20 protein-coding genes are annotated in these 16,283 nt (G+C 70.4%); 15 read left to right on the forward strand and 5 right to left on the reverse strand.

The features are described 5' to 3' along the window. The first annotated feature begins 104 nt into the window (after nt 1-104). A complete protein-coding gene (locus MRBLWH11_RS08835; protein WP_341947590.1) occupies nt 105-614 on the forward strand; it encodes a MarR family transcriptional regulator in 510 nt (169 codons plus the stop codon). A gap of 16 nt (nt 615-630) precedes the next feature. Here the strand turns inward: MRBLWH11_RS08835 and MRBLWH11_RS08840 are convergent, their stop codons facing one another. Beyond that, nucleotides 631-1,062 (reverse strand): ester cyclase, encoded by a 432-nt coding sequence (locus MRBLWH11_RS08840; protein WP_341947591.1) that lies wholly within the window; start codon nt 1,060-1,062, stop codon nt 631-633. Between the two features lie 12 nt (nt 1,063-1,074). On the opposite strand from MRBLWH11_RS08840, the gene MRBLWH11_RS08845 reads away from it, so the two are divergent. Continuing rightward, on the forward strand, nt 1,075-1,710 hold the full coding sequence (locus MRBLWH11_RS08845) for a DUF1684 domain-containing protein (protein ID WP_341947592.1): 636 nt from the start codon (nt 1,075-1,077) through the stop codon (nt 1,708-1,710). A 22-nt stretch (nt 1,711-1,732) separates the two neighbouring features. Here the strand turns inward: MRBLWH11_RS08845 and MRBLWH11_RS08850 are convergent, their stop codons facing one another. After that, nucleotides 1,733-3,133, reverse strand: a complete 1,401-nt coding sequence (locus MRBLWH11_RS08850; RefSeq protein WP_341947593.1) for a threonine/serine exporter family protein — start codon at nt 3,131-3,133, stop codon at nt 1,733-1,735. A gap of 47 nt (nt 3,134-3,180) precedes the next feature. Then, nucleotides 3,181-4,041 (reverse strand): zinc-ribbon domain-containing protein, encoded by an 861-nt coding sequence (locus MRBLWH11_RS08855; protein ID WP_341947594.1) that lies wholly within the window; start codon nt 4,039-4,041, stop codon nt 3,181-3,183. A gap of 60 nt (nt 4,042-4,101) precedes the next feature. Between MRBLWH11_RS08855 and MRBLWH11_RS08860 the strand changes: the two genes are divergently transcribed. Then, on the forward strand, nt 4,102-4,905 hold the full coding sequence (locus MRBLWH11_RS08860; RefSeq protein WP_341947595.1) for a MerR family transcriptional regulator: 804 nt from the start codon (nt 4,102-4,104) through the stop codon (nt 4,903-4,905). 142 nt (nt 4,906-5,047) lie between these two features. Continuing rightward, nucleotides 5,048-5,857: a M55 family metallopeptidase gene (locus MRBLWH11_RS08865; protein WP_341947596.1), complete on the forward strand. Its 810-nt coding sequence runs from the start codon at nt 5,048-5,050 to the stop codon at nt 5,855-5,857. A 29-nt stretch (nt 5,858-5,886) separates the two neighbouring features. Here MRBLWH11_RS08865 and MRBLWH11_RS08870 read toward each other — a convergent pair whose 3' ends face one another. Next, entirely contained in the window at nt 5,887-6,549 is a 663-nt protein-coding gene (locus MRBLWH11_RS08870; protein WP_341947598.1) for an ArsR family transcriptional regulator, read from the reverse strand. Between the two features lie 115 nt (nt 6,550-6,664). Here MRBLWH11_RS08870 and MRBLWH11_RS08875 point away from each other — a divergent pair, with 115 nt between their 5' ends. From MRBLWH11_RS08875 to MRBLWH11_RS08905, 7 genes are read left to right on the forward strand one after another with little or no spacing between them, the layout of a single operon-like run. Beyond that, a complete protein-coding gene (locus MRBLWH11_RS08875; protein ID WP_116635507.1) occupies nt 6,665-6,925 on the forward strand; it encodes a DUF6458 family protein in 261 nt (86 codons plus the stop codon). 3 nt (nt 6,926-6,928) lie between these two features. After that, nucleotides 6,929-8,062: a serine/threonine-protein kinase gene (locus MRBLWH11_RS08880; RefSeq protein WP_341947599.1), complete on the forward strand. Its 1,134-nt coding sequence runs from the start codon at nt 6,929-6,931 to the stop codon at nt 8,060-8,062. Next, nucleotides 8,059-8,508, forward strand: a complete 450-nt coding sequence (locus MRBLWH11_RS08885) for a hypothetical protein (RefSeq protein ID WP_341947600.1) — start codon at nt 8,059-8,061, stop codon at nt 8,506-8,508. Before MRBLWH11_RS08880 ends, MRBLWH11_RS08885 begins: the two co-directional genes overlap by 4 nt. Before the next feature lie 9 nt (nt 8,509-8,517). After that, entirely contained in the window at nt 8,518-9,210 is a 693-nt protein-coding gene (locus MRBLWH11_RS08890; RefSeq protein ID WP_341947602.1) for a phosphatase PAP2 family protein, read from the forward strand. Beyond that, nucleotides 9,197-10,006 (forward strand): DUF1206 domain-containing protein, encoded by an 810-nt coding sequence (locus tag MRBLWH11_RS08895; protein WP_341947603.1) that lies wholly within the window; start codon nt 9,197-9,199, stop codon nt 10,004-10,006. Before MRBLWH11_RS08890 ends, MRBLWH11_RS08895 begins: the two co-directional genes overlap by 14 nt. Nucleotides 10,007-10,056: 50 nt before the next feature. Then, entirely contained in the window at nt 10,057-10,425 is a 369-nt protein-coding gene (locus MRBLWH11_RS08900) for a hypothetical protein (RefSeq protein WP_341947604.1), read from the forward strand. Between the two features lie 53 nt (nt 10,426-10,478). Beyond that, complete coding sequence (locus MRBLWH11_RS08905) at nt 10,479-10,619, forward strand: hypothetical protein (protein ID WP_282216059.1); 141 nt, start codon at nt 10,479-10,481, stop codon at nt 10,617-10,619. 10 nt (nt 10,620-10,629) lie between these two features. On the opposite strand, the gene MRBLWH11_RS08910 is transcribed toward MRBLWH11_RS08905, so the two are convergent. Next, nucleotides 10,630-11,619 (reverse strand): LacI family DNA-binding transcriptional regulator, encoded by a 990-nt coding sequence (locus tag MRBLWH11_RS08910; protein WP_341947605.1) that lies wholly within the window; start codon nt 11,617-11,619, stop codon nt 10,630-10,632. 83 nt (nt 11,620-11,702) lie between these two features. Between MRBLWH11_RS08910 and MRBLWH11_RS08915 the strand changes: the two genes are divergently transcribed. The 4 genes from MRBLWH11_RS08915 (at nt 11,703) to MRBLWH11_RS08930 (ending at nt 16,205) form a co-directional block, all read left to right on the forward strand. Next, the gene (locus tag MRBLWH11_RS08915; RefSeq protein WP_341947606.1) at nt 11,703-12,725 is read left to right on the forward strand and encodes an alpha/beta hydrolase; all 1,023 of its coding nucleotides are present in this window, start codon (nt 11,703-11,705) and stop codon (nt 12,723-12,725) included. Further along, nucleotides 12,722-13,714, forward strand: coding sequence for an alpha/beta hydrolase (locus tag MRBLWH11_RS08920; protein ID WP_341947607.1), 993 nt, complete (start codon nt 12,722-12,724; stop codon nt 13,712-13,714). The genes MRBLWH11_RS08915 and MRBLWH11_RS08920 overlap by 4 nt, the downstream gene beginning before the upstream one ends. Nucleotides 13,715-13,739: 25 nt before the next feature. Beyond that, complete coding sequence (locus MRBLWH11_RS08925) at nt 13,740-15,017, forward strand: MFS transporter (protein WP_341947608.1); 1,278 nt, start codon at nt 13,740-13,742, stop codon at nt 15,015-15,017. 153 nt (nt 15,018-15,170) lie between these two features. Next, nucleotides 15,171-16,205 carry a substrate-binding domain-containing protein gene (locus tag MRBLWH11_RS08930; RefSeq protein WP_341947609.1) on the forward strand — a complete coding sequence of 345 codons (1,035 nt, stop codon included), beginning with the start codon at nt 15,171-15,173 and terminating at the stop codon, nt 16,203-16,205. Nucleotides 16,206-16,283 lie beyond the last annotated feature (78 nt).

Here is a 16,283-nt window from a genome sequence, read left to right on the forward strand (position 1 = left end):
GGATCAGGCGATCACGGGGGATCAGGCCGAAACGGGGCGGACTCGCCTGATCCCTCGGGTTCGCCTGATCTCGCGAGGCGGGGCCGCGCCGTAAGCTGGCGGTCATGAGCGCCTCGCCCGACGAACCCGCCGGAACCGGTGCATCCGCGGCCGCTCCTGACGACGCGGGAAGCAGCGAGGTCGGAAGCGCCGAGCTCGATCAGGCCATCTCGCGCGTGGAGCACGAGCTCGGGCGGCTCTTCGCCCGCATCCGCGTGAGCTGGCGTGAAGCCGCGACGACCGTGCATCCGGATCTGCAGCCGCTCGGCTACCAGGTGCTGACGTCGATCGCGACGGGCAAGGCCACATCGGCCGGCGCCATCATCGAGCGCCTGCAGACCGACAAATCGGCCGTGAGCCGACAGGTGCGTCAGCTCGAGGAGCTGGGGCTCGTGGAGAGCGTCCGCGACCCGGATGACCGCCGGGCGCGCGTGCTCGTCGCGACCGACCTCGCCCAGGAGCGTGTGGCGCTGGCCCGCTCGCGGTACGAGGCGCGCCTGGGGGAGCGGCTGCGCCGCTGGTCGGCCGAGGACCTCGACCACTTCACCGAACTGCTCGCCGCGTTCGGCGACTGATCCGGGGCTTCGACACTCAGGCTTCGAGCTGCGCCCGTATCCGCAGGTGCGGTTCCGAGTCCGCGTGCTCCACGATGCGCCCGCCCGCGATGCGGTAGATGCCGAACTCGGCGACGTTCACGTGACGACGGGTCGCTGAGAGGCCGTGGAAGACCCCGGAGTGCGTGCCGCTGCCGCGCAGATGGGCGGCGATGCGATCATCCTCGATGACGAGCTGGATGCGCCGCCAGCGCCAGTCCGGGAACGCATGGAACAGGTCGGCCATGTCGTCGATCCACGCGTCCGCCCCGCCGGGCAGGTGCGCACGTCGCACCTGCGGATCGACGAACTCGCGGAGGGCATCCAGATCGTGGGCGTTGCAGACGTCCAGGTACTCGGCGAACCACTCTCTCGACTCCCACGGCTCCACCCGTCCATTATTCCGGGTGCCGGGTTCGGTCGAGGGCATAGCCTGAACCTCATGACGCTCGAGAACGCCCGCGCCGCCGCCGAGGTCGTCGACTGGCGACGCCGGGTCTTCGCCCTGTACGCCGCCGTCCGCGATGCCGAGTCCCCCGAGGATGCGCACGAGCTCTGGCGGATCGAGCGCGACGAGCTGCTGCTGCACCACCCGGCGACTCCGCTGCTGTCGGAGGATCGGCTGCTGTTCGACGGGCTGCCGATCGCCTCCTACGACCCGCAGTGGCGCTTCGAGCTGCCCATCCTCCCCGCCGAGCCCGGCGGCTTCGAGTTCGCGACCGGTACCGACGGCGTCGTGCCGTTCGAGCGGATCGGCATGGTCGAGATCCCCGACACCGGGACGCTCGACATCTGGCGTCTGACCTCGTACGGCGGGGGACTCTTCATCCCCGTGCGCGACGCCCTCGCCGGTCGTCCCGGCGGCACATACGGCGGCGGGCGCTACCTGATCGACACGATCAAGGGCGCCGATCTCGGCTCGGATGCGGCGCGCGGCACGATCGTGCTGGACTTCAACTTCGCGTACAACCCGTCGTGCGCGTACGACCCCGCGTGGGCCTGCCCGCTCGCCCAGCCGGGCAACGTGCTCTCCGTCGCGGTCCCGGTCGGCGAGATGTACGCCGGCGCGCCGAGCTGACGCTCGAGGGACGCGGCATCCGTCAGCGGCGCGTCCGCGCCCGCGCCCTGCTCACGCTCCCGAGCGTCGCCCGCACCGGAGTGCCCAAGTAGAGCCCCAACGAGGCGCCCGACGCGAGCCCGACCCCGATCACGGCGGCGTAGATCAGCGAGCTTCCGGCCACGACGACATCCGATGCCGAGCCCCCGGTGTGGACCATCTCGAGCAGCCCCTGGAACACCGCCACACCCGGGACGAGCGGCACGATCGCGGCGGTCGTCACCGCCACCGATGGCACGTGCAGGTTGTGCGCGATCATCACCCCGACGAAGCTCGCGAGCAGGGCGCCGAGGGCGCTCGCCGCGGCGGGATGCAGCTGCACCGCGGACGCGAGTGTGTAGCCCGCGATCGTGATGGCGCTGAGCAGAGCGCTCACGAGGATGATCCGGATGCCGGCGCCGTTGAAGACCGCCACCGCGACCGCGATGATGATCGCGCCCGCGAACACGCTCGGCAGCGGGCCGAAGGGTGCAGGGTCGTCGGGAAGGTCCATCGTGAACCCGAGCACGCTGCCGAGCTCGAGGCCCACCAGGATGCCGATCACCACGCCGAGCGTCTGCATCGTGAGGTCGAGGATGCGTCCGCCCGCGGTGAGCGCGAAGCCGTCGATGGCATCCTGCGCCGCACCGACCACGGTGAGGCCGGCGAGCATGAGCACGATGCCGGACGCCACGATGATCGACGGGCGGATGCCGACGAACGGCTCGATGCCCGCGGCTCCCAGCGCCGACACGGCCACGGCGACCACCGTCGTGACGAAGCCCCCGGCGATCTGATTGAAGAACAGCGGCACCTGCACGCGGGAGAGCCCTGCCTGGGTGATCGCCGCGGCCAGAGCCGCGAGGAACGTGAGACCGACGATGATCGGCGACGCGCCGAGGAGGATGCTGACGCCGACCGCGAGCATGGCGCGGGCGACCACGACGATCGGCTGCTGGTAGCGGAACGGCATCCGACGGATCGCGCGGAACGCGGTGCGGGCCGACTCCAGATCGAGCCCGCCTCGGATGTCGGAGACCAGCGCCTGCACCCGTTGGAGCTTCGCGTGATCGGGTGCTGCGACGCGCACCACGCGCACGAGGGTCTCGGGCCAGACCTCGCCGCTGAGGTGGAACGAGACCGTGATGGAGTTGTAGGTGACGTCGACCTGCACGCCGCGAAGCCCGTAGGCGTCGCAGACGCGCATGATGGCGAGCGTGACCTCGTGCGCGGAGGCTCCGATCGCGAACATGGACTCGCCGATGCGGGTCGAGAGGTCGAGGACCTTCGGCACCGTGCGCTCGTCGATCACCGGCATGACCTCGGTGGCCGCGACGCTCGCGGGGTCGGTGTGCACGAGTCTGCGCGCGGCGGCGAGCAGACGCCGAGGGGACTTCGGGGACATGCCTCCATTCTCCGGCGCCGGGTCGTCGGCGCAGGCGGCGCCGCGCCCTACCTCAGGTACGCGTCGACCATCAGCGCCCCGCGGATCTCGCGCAGCCTGTCGATCAGGAGCGCGACGCCGCGAGTCCCGACGGATGCCAGCTGCAGGTCGTACGGACCGAGCGGCTCGAGCTTCCCGGTGCGCACGCGCACGACCTCCCATCCGGCGCTCCGCACCGCGCGATCCTTCCGGCGATCGGTCTCCTCGCGTCTGCCGACATGCTCGAGGCCGTGTCGACCGACCGTGTCGTACTCGACGGCGATGCGCAGCTCGGGCAACAGGATGTCGGGCCACACCTCGGTGTGACGGAAGAACGGGCGCGTCACCTTGATCGCGTTGACCTCGCCGGTGAACACCAGGCGCGCGGTGAGCGCCGCGCGCAGCTTCTCCTCGGCAGCCGACGCCGGCTTCGGTGCGCACGCGCTGAGGAAGGCCGTCCCCTTCGGCAGATCCGGGGTCTTCGTGCACACGGCCGGAGCCGGTTTCCGCGGTCGTGCGGGGATCGCGCGGGCCTCGCCCAGCACGACGGGCTGCGGCCGGGCGAGGGCCGAGCACTCCGGGCACCACGCCGAGCGTCGGCGGACCCGCCCCGGCCGCTCGCGCTGCTCGGTCGGGGTCGCGGCGAAGCGATGGCCGACCGCGCACTCCCAGCAGAGCAGCACGTCGGCCGCCAGCGGCACCTGCGAGAGGGCGACGCCGTGGTTGAGCTCCGGGTGGTACTGCCGGATCAGCTCCGGGTACGCCGCCCACCCGCTGCGGAACGCGCCCACCTCATAGGGCACGGCGGCGCCGCGCGAGAACTGCCTCCTCGCCCACCACTGCTGCACTGGCTCCGGCACGAGGGCGACGATAGCCGTGCCGACCGACATCGAGATCCGCTTCGCGGGGATACTTGACCCTGACACTGTGGCAGACGGGAGAACAGAGACATGTTGTCCATCGGAGCCTTCGCGCAGATCGGCCAGGTGACCCATCGGATGCTGCGGCATTGGGACACCTCCGGCCTGCTCGAGCCCGCCCACGTGGACGAGTTCAGCGGCTACCGCTCGTACGATCCCTCGCAACTGGAGCGCCTGCACCGGATCGTCGCCCTGCGTCAGCTCGGCTTCGGGCTCGATGACATCGCGTCGATCCTCGATCAGGGGGTCGATGCGGATCGCATCGCGGCGCTGCTGCGGATCCGCCGCGCGGAGGTCGAGGAAGAGCATCGGGTGGCCGCGGGAAGACTCGTCGACGTGGAGCGGCGGCTCCACCTCATCGAAAGAGAGAACCACATGTCCCAGATCGAGATCATCGAGAAGCCCCTCCCGGCCCTCCGCCTCGCGGCGAGCCGCACGGTCGTCGCGGATCAGCCCGAAGTCGCAGGCGTCGTGGGACCGGCCTTCGACGCCATCGCCGAGATCATCGGGGACGAGAGCGGCGCACTCACGACGCCGATCGCGCAGTACGAGACGATCGACGACGGACTGGAGATCATCGTCGGCTACGCGTACAGCGGACCCGCTCGCGACGGCTTCGACATCATCGAGCTCCCCGCGGCGGAGACCGCCGTGTGCGGCATCCACCTCGGTGCGATGGAGCGCATCGCCGAGAGCTGGCAGGCGATCCACGCCGAGGTCTTCGCGCGCGGCCTGGTGCACGACGGCCCGTGCCGCGAGCTGTACGTGCGCGCGGTCTCGGACGACCAGTCCGACTGGGTGACCGAGCTGCAGCAGCCCGTCCGCCGCGGGTAGGCGCCGGCCGGCCCGGCGCAATGGCCGCGCGCGATCGTCGAATCGGACGATCATGCGCGGTCGTTCCTGTCCGAAGCGCCGATGCGGCGCCGATCGCAGACGATCAGAGTGATCCCATGCGGGCTGCGCGAGAGGATGTGGAATGAGAGTCTTCGTCTCTGTCGACATGGAGGGCGTCGCCGGGGTCTCCACCCCGGATCAGGCTTACCGCGGCGGTCACAATTACGCCGCGTCGCAGCGCCTCATGACCGAGGAGGCCAATGCGGCCATCGCGGGCGCGTTCGACGCCGGCGCGACGTCGGTCGTGGTGAACGACGCCCACGGGACGATGGACAATCTGCTCCCGGAGCAGCTGGACGAACGTGCCGAGCTCGTCAACGGACGACCCAAGGCGCAGTGCATGATCCAGGGGCTGACCCGCGAGCACGATGTCGCGCTCTTCGTCGGATTCCATGCCCCGGCCGGTTCCCCCGGGGTGTTCTCGCACACGCTGTCGTCTCTCGCGTTCACCCGATTCCGCGTGAACGGGGAGACGGCGTCGGAGACCGATCTCGGCGTTCTCCAGGCGGCGGCTCTCGGGGTGCCGGTGGGGCTGGTCACCGGCGACGACCAGATCTGCGGGCTCACGCGCACCGCGTACCCGTGGATCCGCACGGCCCAGGTGAAGCAGGCGGTCGGGCAGTTCTCCGCGCACTCGGTGCATCCGCTCCGCGCACGGGAGGCGATCCGCGCCGAGGCCCGCGCCGCGGTCGAGAACGCCGGGCGGATGCCGGTGCCCGCGGTGCCCGACCGGCTCGTGCTCACCGTCGACCTGAAGACCCCGTTGCACGCCGAGATCGGGGCGCTGATCCCGGGGATGCGGCAGATCGATCGTCTGCAGCTCTCGTTCGACGCGGAGTCCCCGCAGCAGCTGCTCGACGTCTGCGCGCTGCTCTGGGAGACCGCGGGCTGACGATCCGCGGTGCGGGCCGCGCCCGGCCGTCAGGCGGGGGCGAGGCGGGCGACGAACCCGCGGATGCGTCGGTGCAGGGTCTCGAGCGCGGCGTCGAACGCGGCGGCCGTCCCGATCCGAGCAGGGTCGCGGATCGACCAGTGCAGGTCGTCGCGGGTCAGGAGCCGCTCGTGCGCGTCGTCGCAGACAGTGATGACCAGGTCGCCCGGGGTGCGGACATCGTCGATGTGGCGGGGAGGGCGTCGCTCGTCGATCGCCAGGCCATGCCTCTCGGCCGAGGCGACGGCGCCGGGGTTCACCGCATCCGCCGGCCGGGTGCCCGCGGAAGCGACCGGGATGGCGCTCATGTCCTGCCAGACGACTTCCGCGAGCTGCGATCGCGCGGAGTTGGCCGTGCAGACGAACACGACGCGGTCCGGGGGCGGCACGCTGGGCGGAGCGAGCGTGTCGAAGACCTCGGGCCGCAGGCCGATGTAGCTGCGCCGCTGATCGAACTCCGAGCGCGCCCGCGCGATGATCTGGGCCGATTCGAGAACGCCGAGGTGGTGGGCGACGAGATTGGATCGGAGCCCGAGCTGCGCGCCGATCTCCGACGATGACAGGTCGCCGAGAGTGAGGAGATCGACCATGCGCAGGCGCGTCTGATCCGCGAGTGCGGCGAAGATGCCGGCGCGGCGTTCGAGATCGGTCATCGCCTTCATCCATACCACGGTCGCGAGGCTGTGTCCATGAGGGTTGACTCAACGGTCATTGACCCTATTCTCGTACTGCGCATCGCACGTGCGGTCGCAGAGAGGCATGGCAATCATGGGAATCGGAAGCGGTATCGCGCTCTTCGTCATCGGCATCATCCTCGCGTTCGCGGTCAACATCGACACCGGCGGATTCGTCGACCTCGACCTGATCGGCTACATCCTCATGGGTGCAGGCGTCGTGGTGTTCCTCATCAGCCTCGTCCTGACCATGCGGAGCCGTCGCACCGAGACCGTCGCACGCACCTCGGTCGACCCCGTCAGCGGCGAGCAGGTGACCCGGCGGAGCCGCCGCGACACCGACCCCGTCGTCTGAGTCGTGGCGTCGCCTCGCTCCGGTGACCTGACCGGCCGTCTCCTCGGTGATCGGTACGAGCTCGCAACCCGACTGGGTGAGGGCGGGATGGGGGTGGTCTATCGCGGTCACGACACCATGCTGCGCCGTGACGTCGCCGTGAAGGTGTTCCGTGAGGGAACCACGGAGATCGCGAGGACAGCCTCCGAGTCGCAGCTGCTGGCCGCACTCAACCACCCGTCCCTCGTGACCCTCTACGACGCCCATCTGGGCACGGAGGACCCGCGATATCTGGTGATGGAGTACGTCGAGGGCCCCACGCTCGACGAGCGGCTCCGCCGGGGACCTCTGCCGGAGGCCGCGGTGTCGCGGCTCGCCGAGGATCTCGCCGACGCGCTCGACGCCGTGCACCGGGCGGGCATCGTGCATCGAGACGTCAAGCCCGCGAACGTGCTGCTGCGTTCGCCCGGGGTCTCGGGGGAGGAGTTCTCCGCCAAGCTCGCCGATTTCGGGATCGCCTATCTAGTCGATGCCACGCGGCTGACGACGCCCGGAACGGTCATCGGGTCGGCCGCGTACCTGAGCCCGGAGCAGATCACCGGGGCGGATCCGCGGGCCTCGACGGATGTCTACTCCCTCGGCCTCGTGCTGCTCGAAGCGCTCACGGGACGACGGGCGTTCGCCCAGAACGACCTGCGAGAGGCCGTGCTCGCACGCCTCTCGCAGGACCCGGTCATCCCGTCCGAGGTCGGCCACGAGTGGGGTGCCCTGCTCACGGCCATGACCGCACGGGATCCTGCCGATCGACCCACCGCTCGGGAGGTCGTCGCCGCGGCGCGGAACCTGCGTGCGGGCGGCGGAGCCGCCGTCGCCTCGTCGGCCACCGTGGCTATCCCGCCCGATTCCGGGATGACCCGCACGGCTGTGCTGACGACGGAGACAGCGGCGCTTCCGCCGGACACCGCCGACGGGGCGCCGCGACGACGACGCCGATGGCTGGCCGGCGCGGCACTGGCCGCGGTCGTCGTCGCCGGGGTGATCACGGGGATCTCGCTCGGGGGTGCAGGCGATCAGCCCGGCCCTCCGCCCGAGCTTCCCGCGCTCGAGGAGCCGCTCGCTGCACACCTGCAGCAGCTGATGGACGCGGTGTCGCCGTGAACCGCCGTCTTCGCCTCGGCTGCGCGGCCGCCGTCATCGCCGCGGCCCTCGCGGTCGCCGGCTGCTCGGCCACGGCGTCGGGGCTCGACACGCAGACGAGTGCGGAGTGGCAGTCGCGCGTGCTGGCGATCGCCGAGAGCGCCGAGGCCGGCGACATCCCGACGGCTCTGCTCGACCTCGATGCCCTCGAGACGGAGACGACGCAGGCCCGCGCGGACGGGGAGATCAGCGCCGAGCGGGCGGCGATCATCCAGCAGTCCATCGCCGTGGTGCGCTCGGACCTCGAAGCGGATGTCGCCGTCACGCCCTCACCCGAGGAGACCACCACCGACGACACCACGGACACCGACAAGGGCGACAAGGGCAACAGCGAGAACAAGAGCGACAACGGCAAGAAGAACGACGACAACGGCAACGGGAACAACGGCAAGGACGACGATGACTGAGGATGCCGCGTGAACCCTGACCGCGTCTCCCGGCCGAGAGATCGCGCCGTCGCGCTCATCGTGGGCGTCTCGGCCACCGTCGCCTTCGTCGTGCTCCGCGTCTTCGTTGCGGCGGGCGGCCACGAACCCCTGGATGTCGACATCCGCTGGCACGATCTGATGACCGCGTCGCGGAGCGACGTGGGCGTGATCATCGCGTGGGTGCCGGCCATCGTCGGCGGCACGGTCGGCATGATCGTCGTCGGAGCCCTCCTGGTCGCGCTGTTCGTGTGGCGTCGGAGAAGGGCGGATGCCGCGACCCTGGCGACCGCGATGATCGTGGTCGTCGCCGTGGGCGCGACGATGGCCGCCGTCATCGGACGCACTCGGCCCGCCGACTCTCTCGCGGAGCGCATGGCCACGTCGTTCCCGTCCGGCCACACGGCGGTCGCGACGACCGTGGTGGTGATCCTCGCCCTCGCGCTCCGACGCTGGTACGTCTGGCTGCTCGGCGCCGGGTGGGTGTTCACGATGATGTGGAGTCGCACCTACCTCAACGCCCATTGGCTCAGCGACGTCGTCGCGGGCATGCTCGAGGGCGTCGCCGTGGCCTCGCTCGTCTGGATCGCCGCCGAAGCGGTACGGGACCGCCGTGCCCTGCGTCGAACCGAGAGCTCCATCGCACCACCGATCGAAGGACCTCGACCCCATGAACTCCACTGATTCCGCCGCCTCAGCGGCTCGGGCCGCACAGGACTCCACCGTCTTCCGCACCCTCGCCCGCGTCGGCTACGTGGTCCTCGGCATCCTCCATCTCCTGATCGGCGGCATCGCGATCTCGATCGCGACCGGCGGCGGCGGCGAAGCGGACCAGGGCGGGGCGATGCAGCAGATCCAGCAGGCCCCGGCGGGCATGGTCCTGCTGTGGGTCATCGCGCTGGGACTCGTGGCGCTGGCGATCTGGCAGATCGCCGAGGCCGTCCTCGAACGCGATCCCGACGCCAAGAAGAAGTGGGGCCATCGGGTCAAGTTCCTCGGCACCGCCGCCGCGTACGTCGCGATCGCCGGGACGGCGCTCGTGTACGCGTTGGGCGGCCGGTCGCAGTCGTCCGACTCCTCGCAGTCGCTCAGCGCCCGTCTGCTGGCGGCACCGGCGGGCGTCGTGCTGCTCGTGCTGGTCGGGCTGATCGTCGTCGCCGTCGGTGCGGCGTTCGTCGTGCGCGGCATCACCCGCGCCTTCACGAAGCGCCTCGATCTGCCTGCGGGACCGGCACGAAAGGGAATCACCGCCTTCGGCATCGTCGGCTACATCGCGAAGGGCATCGCCGTCGGAGTGGCCGGCGTCCTGTTCGTGGTCGCCGCGCTCACCCACGATCCGGAGACAGCCGGGGGACTGGATGCCGCGCTCCACGCGCTGGCAGGGCTTCCCTTCGGCGTCGTCATCCTCTGGACCGTCGGCGCCGGACTCATCCTCTACGGCCTGTTCTGCTTCGCCCGGGCGCGGTACGCGAGGATGTGACGCAGGGCGCCACTCAGTGCGTCCGCAGGTGCCCCGGCTACCCTCGGGGCATGCGCCGTCTCGTCGTCCTCCCCCTTCTGCTCGTCGCCGGTCTTCTCGCGGGATGCTCGCAGGTGACCCAGTTCGCCGGAGACGTCGTCGGCGTCCCTGTCGAGGAGACCTGCGCGACCATCGACGACGCCTACGGCCAGTACCAGTCGGTCATCGACCAGGGCGGTGCCACGGAGGAGCAGCTCGATGCGGCGCGCGACGAACTCGTCGCGACGCTCGACGGACTCGCCGACGACGTCGACGGACAGCTGGGCGATCTCATCCGCTCCGGTGCCCAGCAGCTCGGCGAGGTCACCGACCTGCAGGCGCCCGAGACCATCGAGGCGATCGAGCAGCTCAAGGAATCGGCCTCGGCCTTCTGCGGCTGAGGCCGGGTCCTGCTCACCGCCCCGGTGCTCGGGGCCCGTCATAGGCTGGATGCATGAGCGCGCGTGCCGTGGATCCTCGGGTCTGTCCTACCTGCGGCGACGCCCTGACGTTCGAGATCCTCGACGACGAGCGGTTCCTCGTCGTGTGGTCGTGCGTCGAATGCGGTCTGGTCCGCGCCACCGAACCGGTGTGACCGCGGGCTCTCACGTGCTCGCCCGCACGACCAGCGAGGGCGTGAGGTCGACCCGGCGCACGGGGCCGGCGTTGCCCGCCGCGATGCCGAGCAGCAGGTCGAGCGCGACGCGGCCCGACTCCTCGAACGGCTGACGCACCGTCGTGAGGCCGAGTCCGTCGGCGAGCGGACCGTCGTCGAAGCCGACGATCGCGACGTCGTCCGGCACCGACAGGCCGCTCTGCCTCAACCCGCGCCATGCCCGCGAAGCCAGCTCGTCGTGGTTCGCCATGACCGCCGTCGGCGCATCCGGTCCCGAGAGGGCGCGCAGCAGGGCGGGCGTCGGGTCGGTGTCGAGGGGGGAGCGGACCTGCTCGATCGTCACGTACTCCGCGAGTCCCTGCATGCGCAGCATCCCGGCGGAGATGTAGTCCTGTGAGAGCTGAGGCTCCCCGAGGTAGATCACGCGACGGTGTCCGCGCTCGCGCAGGTGCTCGCCCACCATGCGTCCGCCGGCCTCGTCGTCGAGCAGCACGACCGGCGCATCGTCGCCGACGGGACGGGCGCGGCGCACGTCGATGAGCACCAGGGGGAGCGCGGCTTCGCGGCTCGCGCGCATCGCCGCGCTGCCGAGCGGCACGCCCATCACGATGAGCCCCTCGATCCCGCGGCGCACGGGCAGCGCATCCAGCAGCGGGGCGTCGACGCTGGCTGCGGACTCGAGGTCGTGGGCGGTCAGCTCGATCGCGGTCTCGCGCGCCCGCACGAGCATCCCGGAGAAGCGACGGAAGTACGTGGAGTAGGTGCTGAACGGCGCGGCGACGGCGATCCGCGTGCCGCCTGCCGAGCGTCCGCCCGCCGGGCCCGCGCGGTAGCCGAGGGCGCCGGCGGCGGCGATGACCCTGGCGCGGGTCTGCTCGCTGACCCGATGGGGTGCGTTGATAACGAGGGAGACCGTGGAGATGCTCACCCCCGCCCGCTCGGCGACCGTGTAGATCGTGACCTTGCTCGCGTCCGGCATCCGATTCGCCTCCTCGTCAAAAAGTACTTCATCGAAGTGCTTCGATGCGCCCACAATGATCCTGACACCAAAGGAGGGGTCGCATGAGGTTCACCAAAGCGCAGCTCGATTCGTCCGTCGTCGCCGTCGAGGCGCGGCTCGCCCCGCTGCAGAAGCCGCGCGGCAGGACCGCGCAGGACCGCCGCCGCGACGCGGAGGCGTTCGATGTGGTGATGACGAGAGAGCTCGGCATCGGCCCCGTCGACGTCGCGACCGAGGAGCACACCGTCCCCGTCGCGGGCCACCCCGACGCCCGGTTGCGCGTCTACTGGCCCACGCCCGATCGACCCGATCCCGTGATCGCCGACCGACTCCCCGTGCTCGTCTACTTCTTCGGCGGCGGGTTCGAGATCGCCGGCATCGACTGGGTCTGGTGGGATGCGGCGTTCAGAGAGCGCGCCCGCGACGCCGGGATCATCGTGGTCGCCGGCGAGTACTCGCATGCGCCGGAGGTGAAGTATCCTGCGCAGCCGGAGCAATGCTGGTCGGTGTTCGAGTGGGCGGCCGCCCATGCCGCCGAGCTCGGCGGCGATCCCGAGAAGCTGGCGCTCGGCGGAGCATCCGCCGGCGGCAATCTCGCCGCCGCGACGGCGCTCATGAACCGCGATCGTGCCGACCGGCCCGTGCGCCTGCAGCTGCTCGAGATGCCGCTCCTCGACATGACCATGAAGCACCTCGACCTCGAGGACCAGTCCGCCATCGTGCCCAAGCCGTTCTTCCGTCGGATGGCGGGCATGATCGTCGACCAGTACCTGGGTCGACGCAGGGCGACGCGGCTCGAGCCCTACGCCTCGCCCCTGCTCGCCCCGTCGCTCGCGGGGCTGCCGCCCGCGGTCATCTACACCGCGGAGCTCGATGCGCTCCGCGGCGACGGCGAGGCCTATGCGCGCGCGCTGAGCGCGGCCGGTGTTCCCGTGACGTGCCTGCGGCTCATCGGGCAGAACCACGGCTCGGGCAGCTACCGCGGCCACGTGCCGGCGGCAGACCACCTTCACCGCGACATCGTCGCCACCCTGCGGACGCTCCACGACGAACCGGCGCACTCTGCGCGGAAGGCGGCATCATGACCACGCTCACGGACATCGATCTCGACGCCGGCATCCGGCGGTGGATCGCCCGCCTCGAAGAGCTCTCGCCCGGGATCCCCGGCATCGACAGCCCCGACCCGACGGTGCAGCGCGCGGCGGCGCGAGTGCTGTCCGACCTGCTCGCCGTCGACTTCACCCTCCCGATCCCCGAGGGCGTCTCGATCGACGACGTCGAGATCGCGGGTCCCGCCGGGCCGCTGCGGATGCGACGCTATCGCCCGGATGCCGTGCCGGATGCCGCGCCCACGCAGCTCTGGCTGCACGGCGGCGGCTTCTACGCCGGCACGATCGACGAGATCCTCAACGACCGGCTCTGCGCGCGCCGCGCCCTCGAGAGCGGCGTGCAGCTCCTCTCCCTCGAATACCGGCTCGCCCCCGAGCATCCGTATCCCGCCCCTGTGCTCGACGCCGTCGCCGCGCTCGACGCGCTCGCCGCCGACCCGCAGAGGTTCGCCGTCGACCCCGAGCGCCTCGGCGTCGGCGGCAACTCCGCCGGCGCGGCGATCGCGGCGAGCACGGCTCTGCGTCTGCGCGATCTGGGCGGTGTCCGCCTCGTGCACGTCGACCTGGAGGTGCCGCCGCTCGCGATGCACCGGGTGGGGCGATCGGCGGAGGACTATGCGATCGGGTTCGGCCTCGATCAGCTCGAGCAGATCGTCGGCATGTACACCGGGCCCGACGGCCCCGCCGACGCACGCATCTCGCCGCTCGATGCGGACGATCTGCGGGGTCTCCCGTCGACCCTCGTCATGGCCGGCGAGCACGACCCGTTGCGCGACTCCGGCGTCCTCTACGCCGAGCGTCTGCAGGAGGCCGGCGTGCCCGTCGAGCTCCACATCGGCGCCGGCCACCTGCACGGCACACCCGGTCTCACCGCCGCATTCGACGGCGCGCGCGCGTGGCAGGAGCTCCACGCCCGCCACCTCGCATCCGCCTATGGCACCATTCCCGTCCGGTCCGCCGGCTGAACGACCCACCCTCGAGGAGACGATGATGTCCCAGACCACACTCGACCCGATCGGCGCCCTCGGCCCCGATGCCGTTCCCGGATCGACGCAGCCGCGCGGCTTCCTGTTCACCTTCGTCGCCGCATGGTTCGGGCTGAGTCTGGTGCTCAGCACGCTCATGGGCGCGTCGATCCCGAAGGTGTTCGCCTTCCTGGACGACGCGACCAAGGGGGTGAACCTGTCGATCGTCGCCGCGGTCGGCGGTGTCGTGGTGATCGTCATCACGCCCCTGTTCGGCCGACTCAGCGACCGCACGATGTCGCGGCTCGGCAAGCGCCGCCCGTGGATCCTCGGCGGAGCCCTGGGCGGCATGGTCGGCGTCGTCCTCCTCGCGTTCTCGACCGAGCTCTGGCAGGTCATCGTCGGCTGGGCGATCGTGCAGACCGGGTTCGGGGCGACGAACGCCGCGGTGCACGCGCTGCTCGCGGACCAGATCCGGATGAGCATCCGCGCGCGGGTCTCCGCCGCCGCCAGTGCCGCCAACGCGATCGCCCTGATCTTCGGGTCGCTGCTGATCGCGGGGCTGCCCAACGAGCAGCAGTGGACGTGGTTCCTCGTGCCCGGCGCGATCGGCGCGATCTTCAGCGTGCTCCTCTTCTTCCGCCTGCACGACATCGTGCGCACCGAGAAGCCGGCGCCCTGGAGCTGGGCGGACGTGGTGTCGACCTACTGGCTCAACCCGCTGCGGTACCGCGACTTCTTCTGGGCCTGGGCCTGCCGCCTGTTCGTGACGATGTCGATCCTCACGGTGTCGACCTATCTGCTGTTCTTCATCATCGATCGGCTCGGCGTGCCGAAGGAGCAGGCATCCGGCGTCTTCGCCACGGTGCTCATCGCCTTCACGCTCACCAGCATCCTCACCACCGTCGTGTTCGGCTGGATCTCCGACCGGACGGGCCGGCGCAAGGCGATCGTCTGGGTGTCGGCGCTGCTGTCCGCCGGAGGGCTCATCATCGCCGCACTGTCTCCGGATCTCACGACCTTCCTGATCGCGATGGCTCTCGTCGGCGGGGCGCAGGGCGCGTTCGTCTCGGTCGACATCGCGATGATGACCGAGGTGCTGCCGACCTTCGATGAGGCGGGCAAAGACCTCGGCATCGTCTCGCTGTCGTTCCAGGTGCCGCAGGTGCTGGTCCCGGTGCTCGCGATCCCCCTGCTGGCGATCGGCGGGTCGGGGGAGAACTACGCGGCCCTCTTCATCGCCGCGATCGTGTTCGGCGTGCTCGGCGGGCTGTCGGTGCTGCCGATCAGGAGCGTCAAGTAGGAGTCGAGAGCCGCGGGCCCGCCGATCCGGTGGGTTCGCGGCTTTTCCCGACCCATCGAAAGCAATTTCCGCGCACCTCTCGACAAAACAGAAATTTCCGGTAGAGTCGCCACGTCGGTAATCATTTCTCACTTTTCGTGTCGAGAGGAAATCATGCACGCACGAACTCGCAGCATCGTCGCTGCGGCAGCGGCCGGAGCGATGGCGCTCGTCGGCCTCAGCGGCTGCGCCGCCTCCGCAGGATCCGACGAACCCCTCGTGGGGCTCGTCATCAAGACGCAGGACAACCCCTTCTACGTCAAGATGACGGAAGGGGCCAAGGACGAGGCGGAAGCCCTCGGACTCAATCTGCAGGTCGCCAGCGGCGACGGGCAGAGCGACGTCGACTCGCAGATCAAGGCCATCGAGAACTTCACGGCGCAGGGCGCCAAGGCGATCCTCGTCACACCCGCCGGCGACGGGATCATCCCCGCCGTCAAGAAGGCGCAGGAGGCTGGCGTCGTCGTGTTCGCGATGGACTCGCCGCTCGGTGCGGACTCCGGCATCGACGGCACGTTCGCGACCGACAACTACCTCGCGGGCGTGCTCGTCGGCGAGTGGGCCAAGGCCGCACTCGGCGACACCGAGCCCCGGGTCGCCACGCTCGACCTCAGCACCGATCAGATCCCCGTCGACGTGGCCCGCAACCAGGGCTTCCTCGAGGGCTTCGGCATCGAGCTCGGCGATCCGTCGAAGATGTGGGACGAGACCGATCCGCGACTGATCGGGCACGAGGTGACCGACGCCAACGAAGCGGGCGGGCGCACCGGCATGGAGAAGCTCCTGCAGAAGGATCCGACCATCAACCTCGTCTACACGATCAACGAGCCCACGGCCGCAGGCGCCTATCAGGCCGTCGTCGCCGCGGGGCTCGAGGACCAGATCACGATCGTCTCGGTCGACGGCGGATGCCCCGGCGTGACCAACGTGCAGAAGGGCATCATCGCCGCGACCTCGATGCAGTTCCCGCTCGAGATGGCGAAGCAGGCCCTGCAGGCCGTCGAGGACTACCTGGCCGACGGCACCAAGCCGAAGAACAGCGACGGCCTCGACTTCACCAACACCGGAGTCACGCTCGTGACCGACCAGCCGCAGGACGGCGTCGAATCCGAGGACACGACGTTCGGACTGGAGCAGTGCTGGGGCTGAGTCGCCCCGCTGCCTCCCTACCGGGTGAGGGTCGGCTCTTGCCGACCGGCCCTCACCCTCCTCCTCCATACAACGACG

The sequence above is a fragment of the Microbacterium sp. LWH11-1.2 genome, assembly GCF_038397745.1.
Classification (GTDB): Bacteria; Actinomycetota; Actinomycetes; order Actinomycetales; family Microbacteriaceae; genus Microbacterium.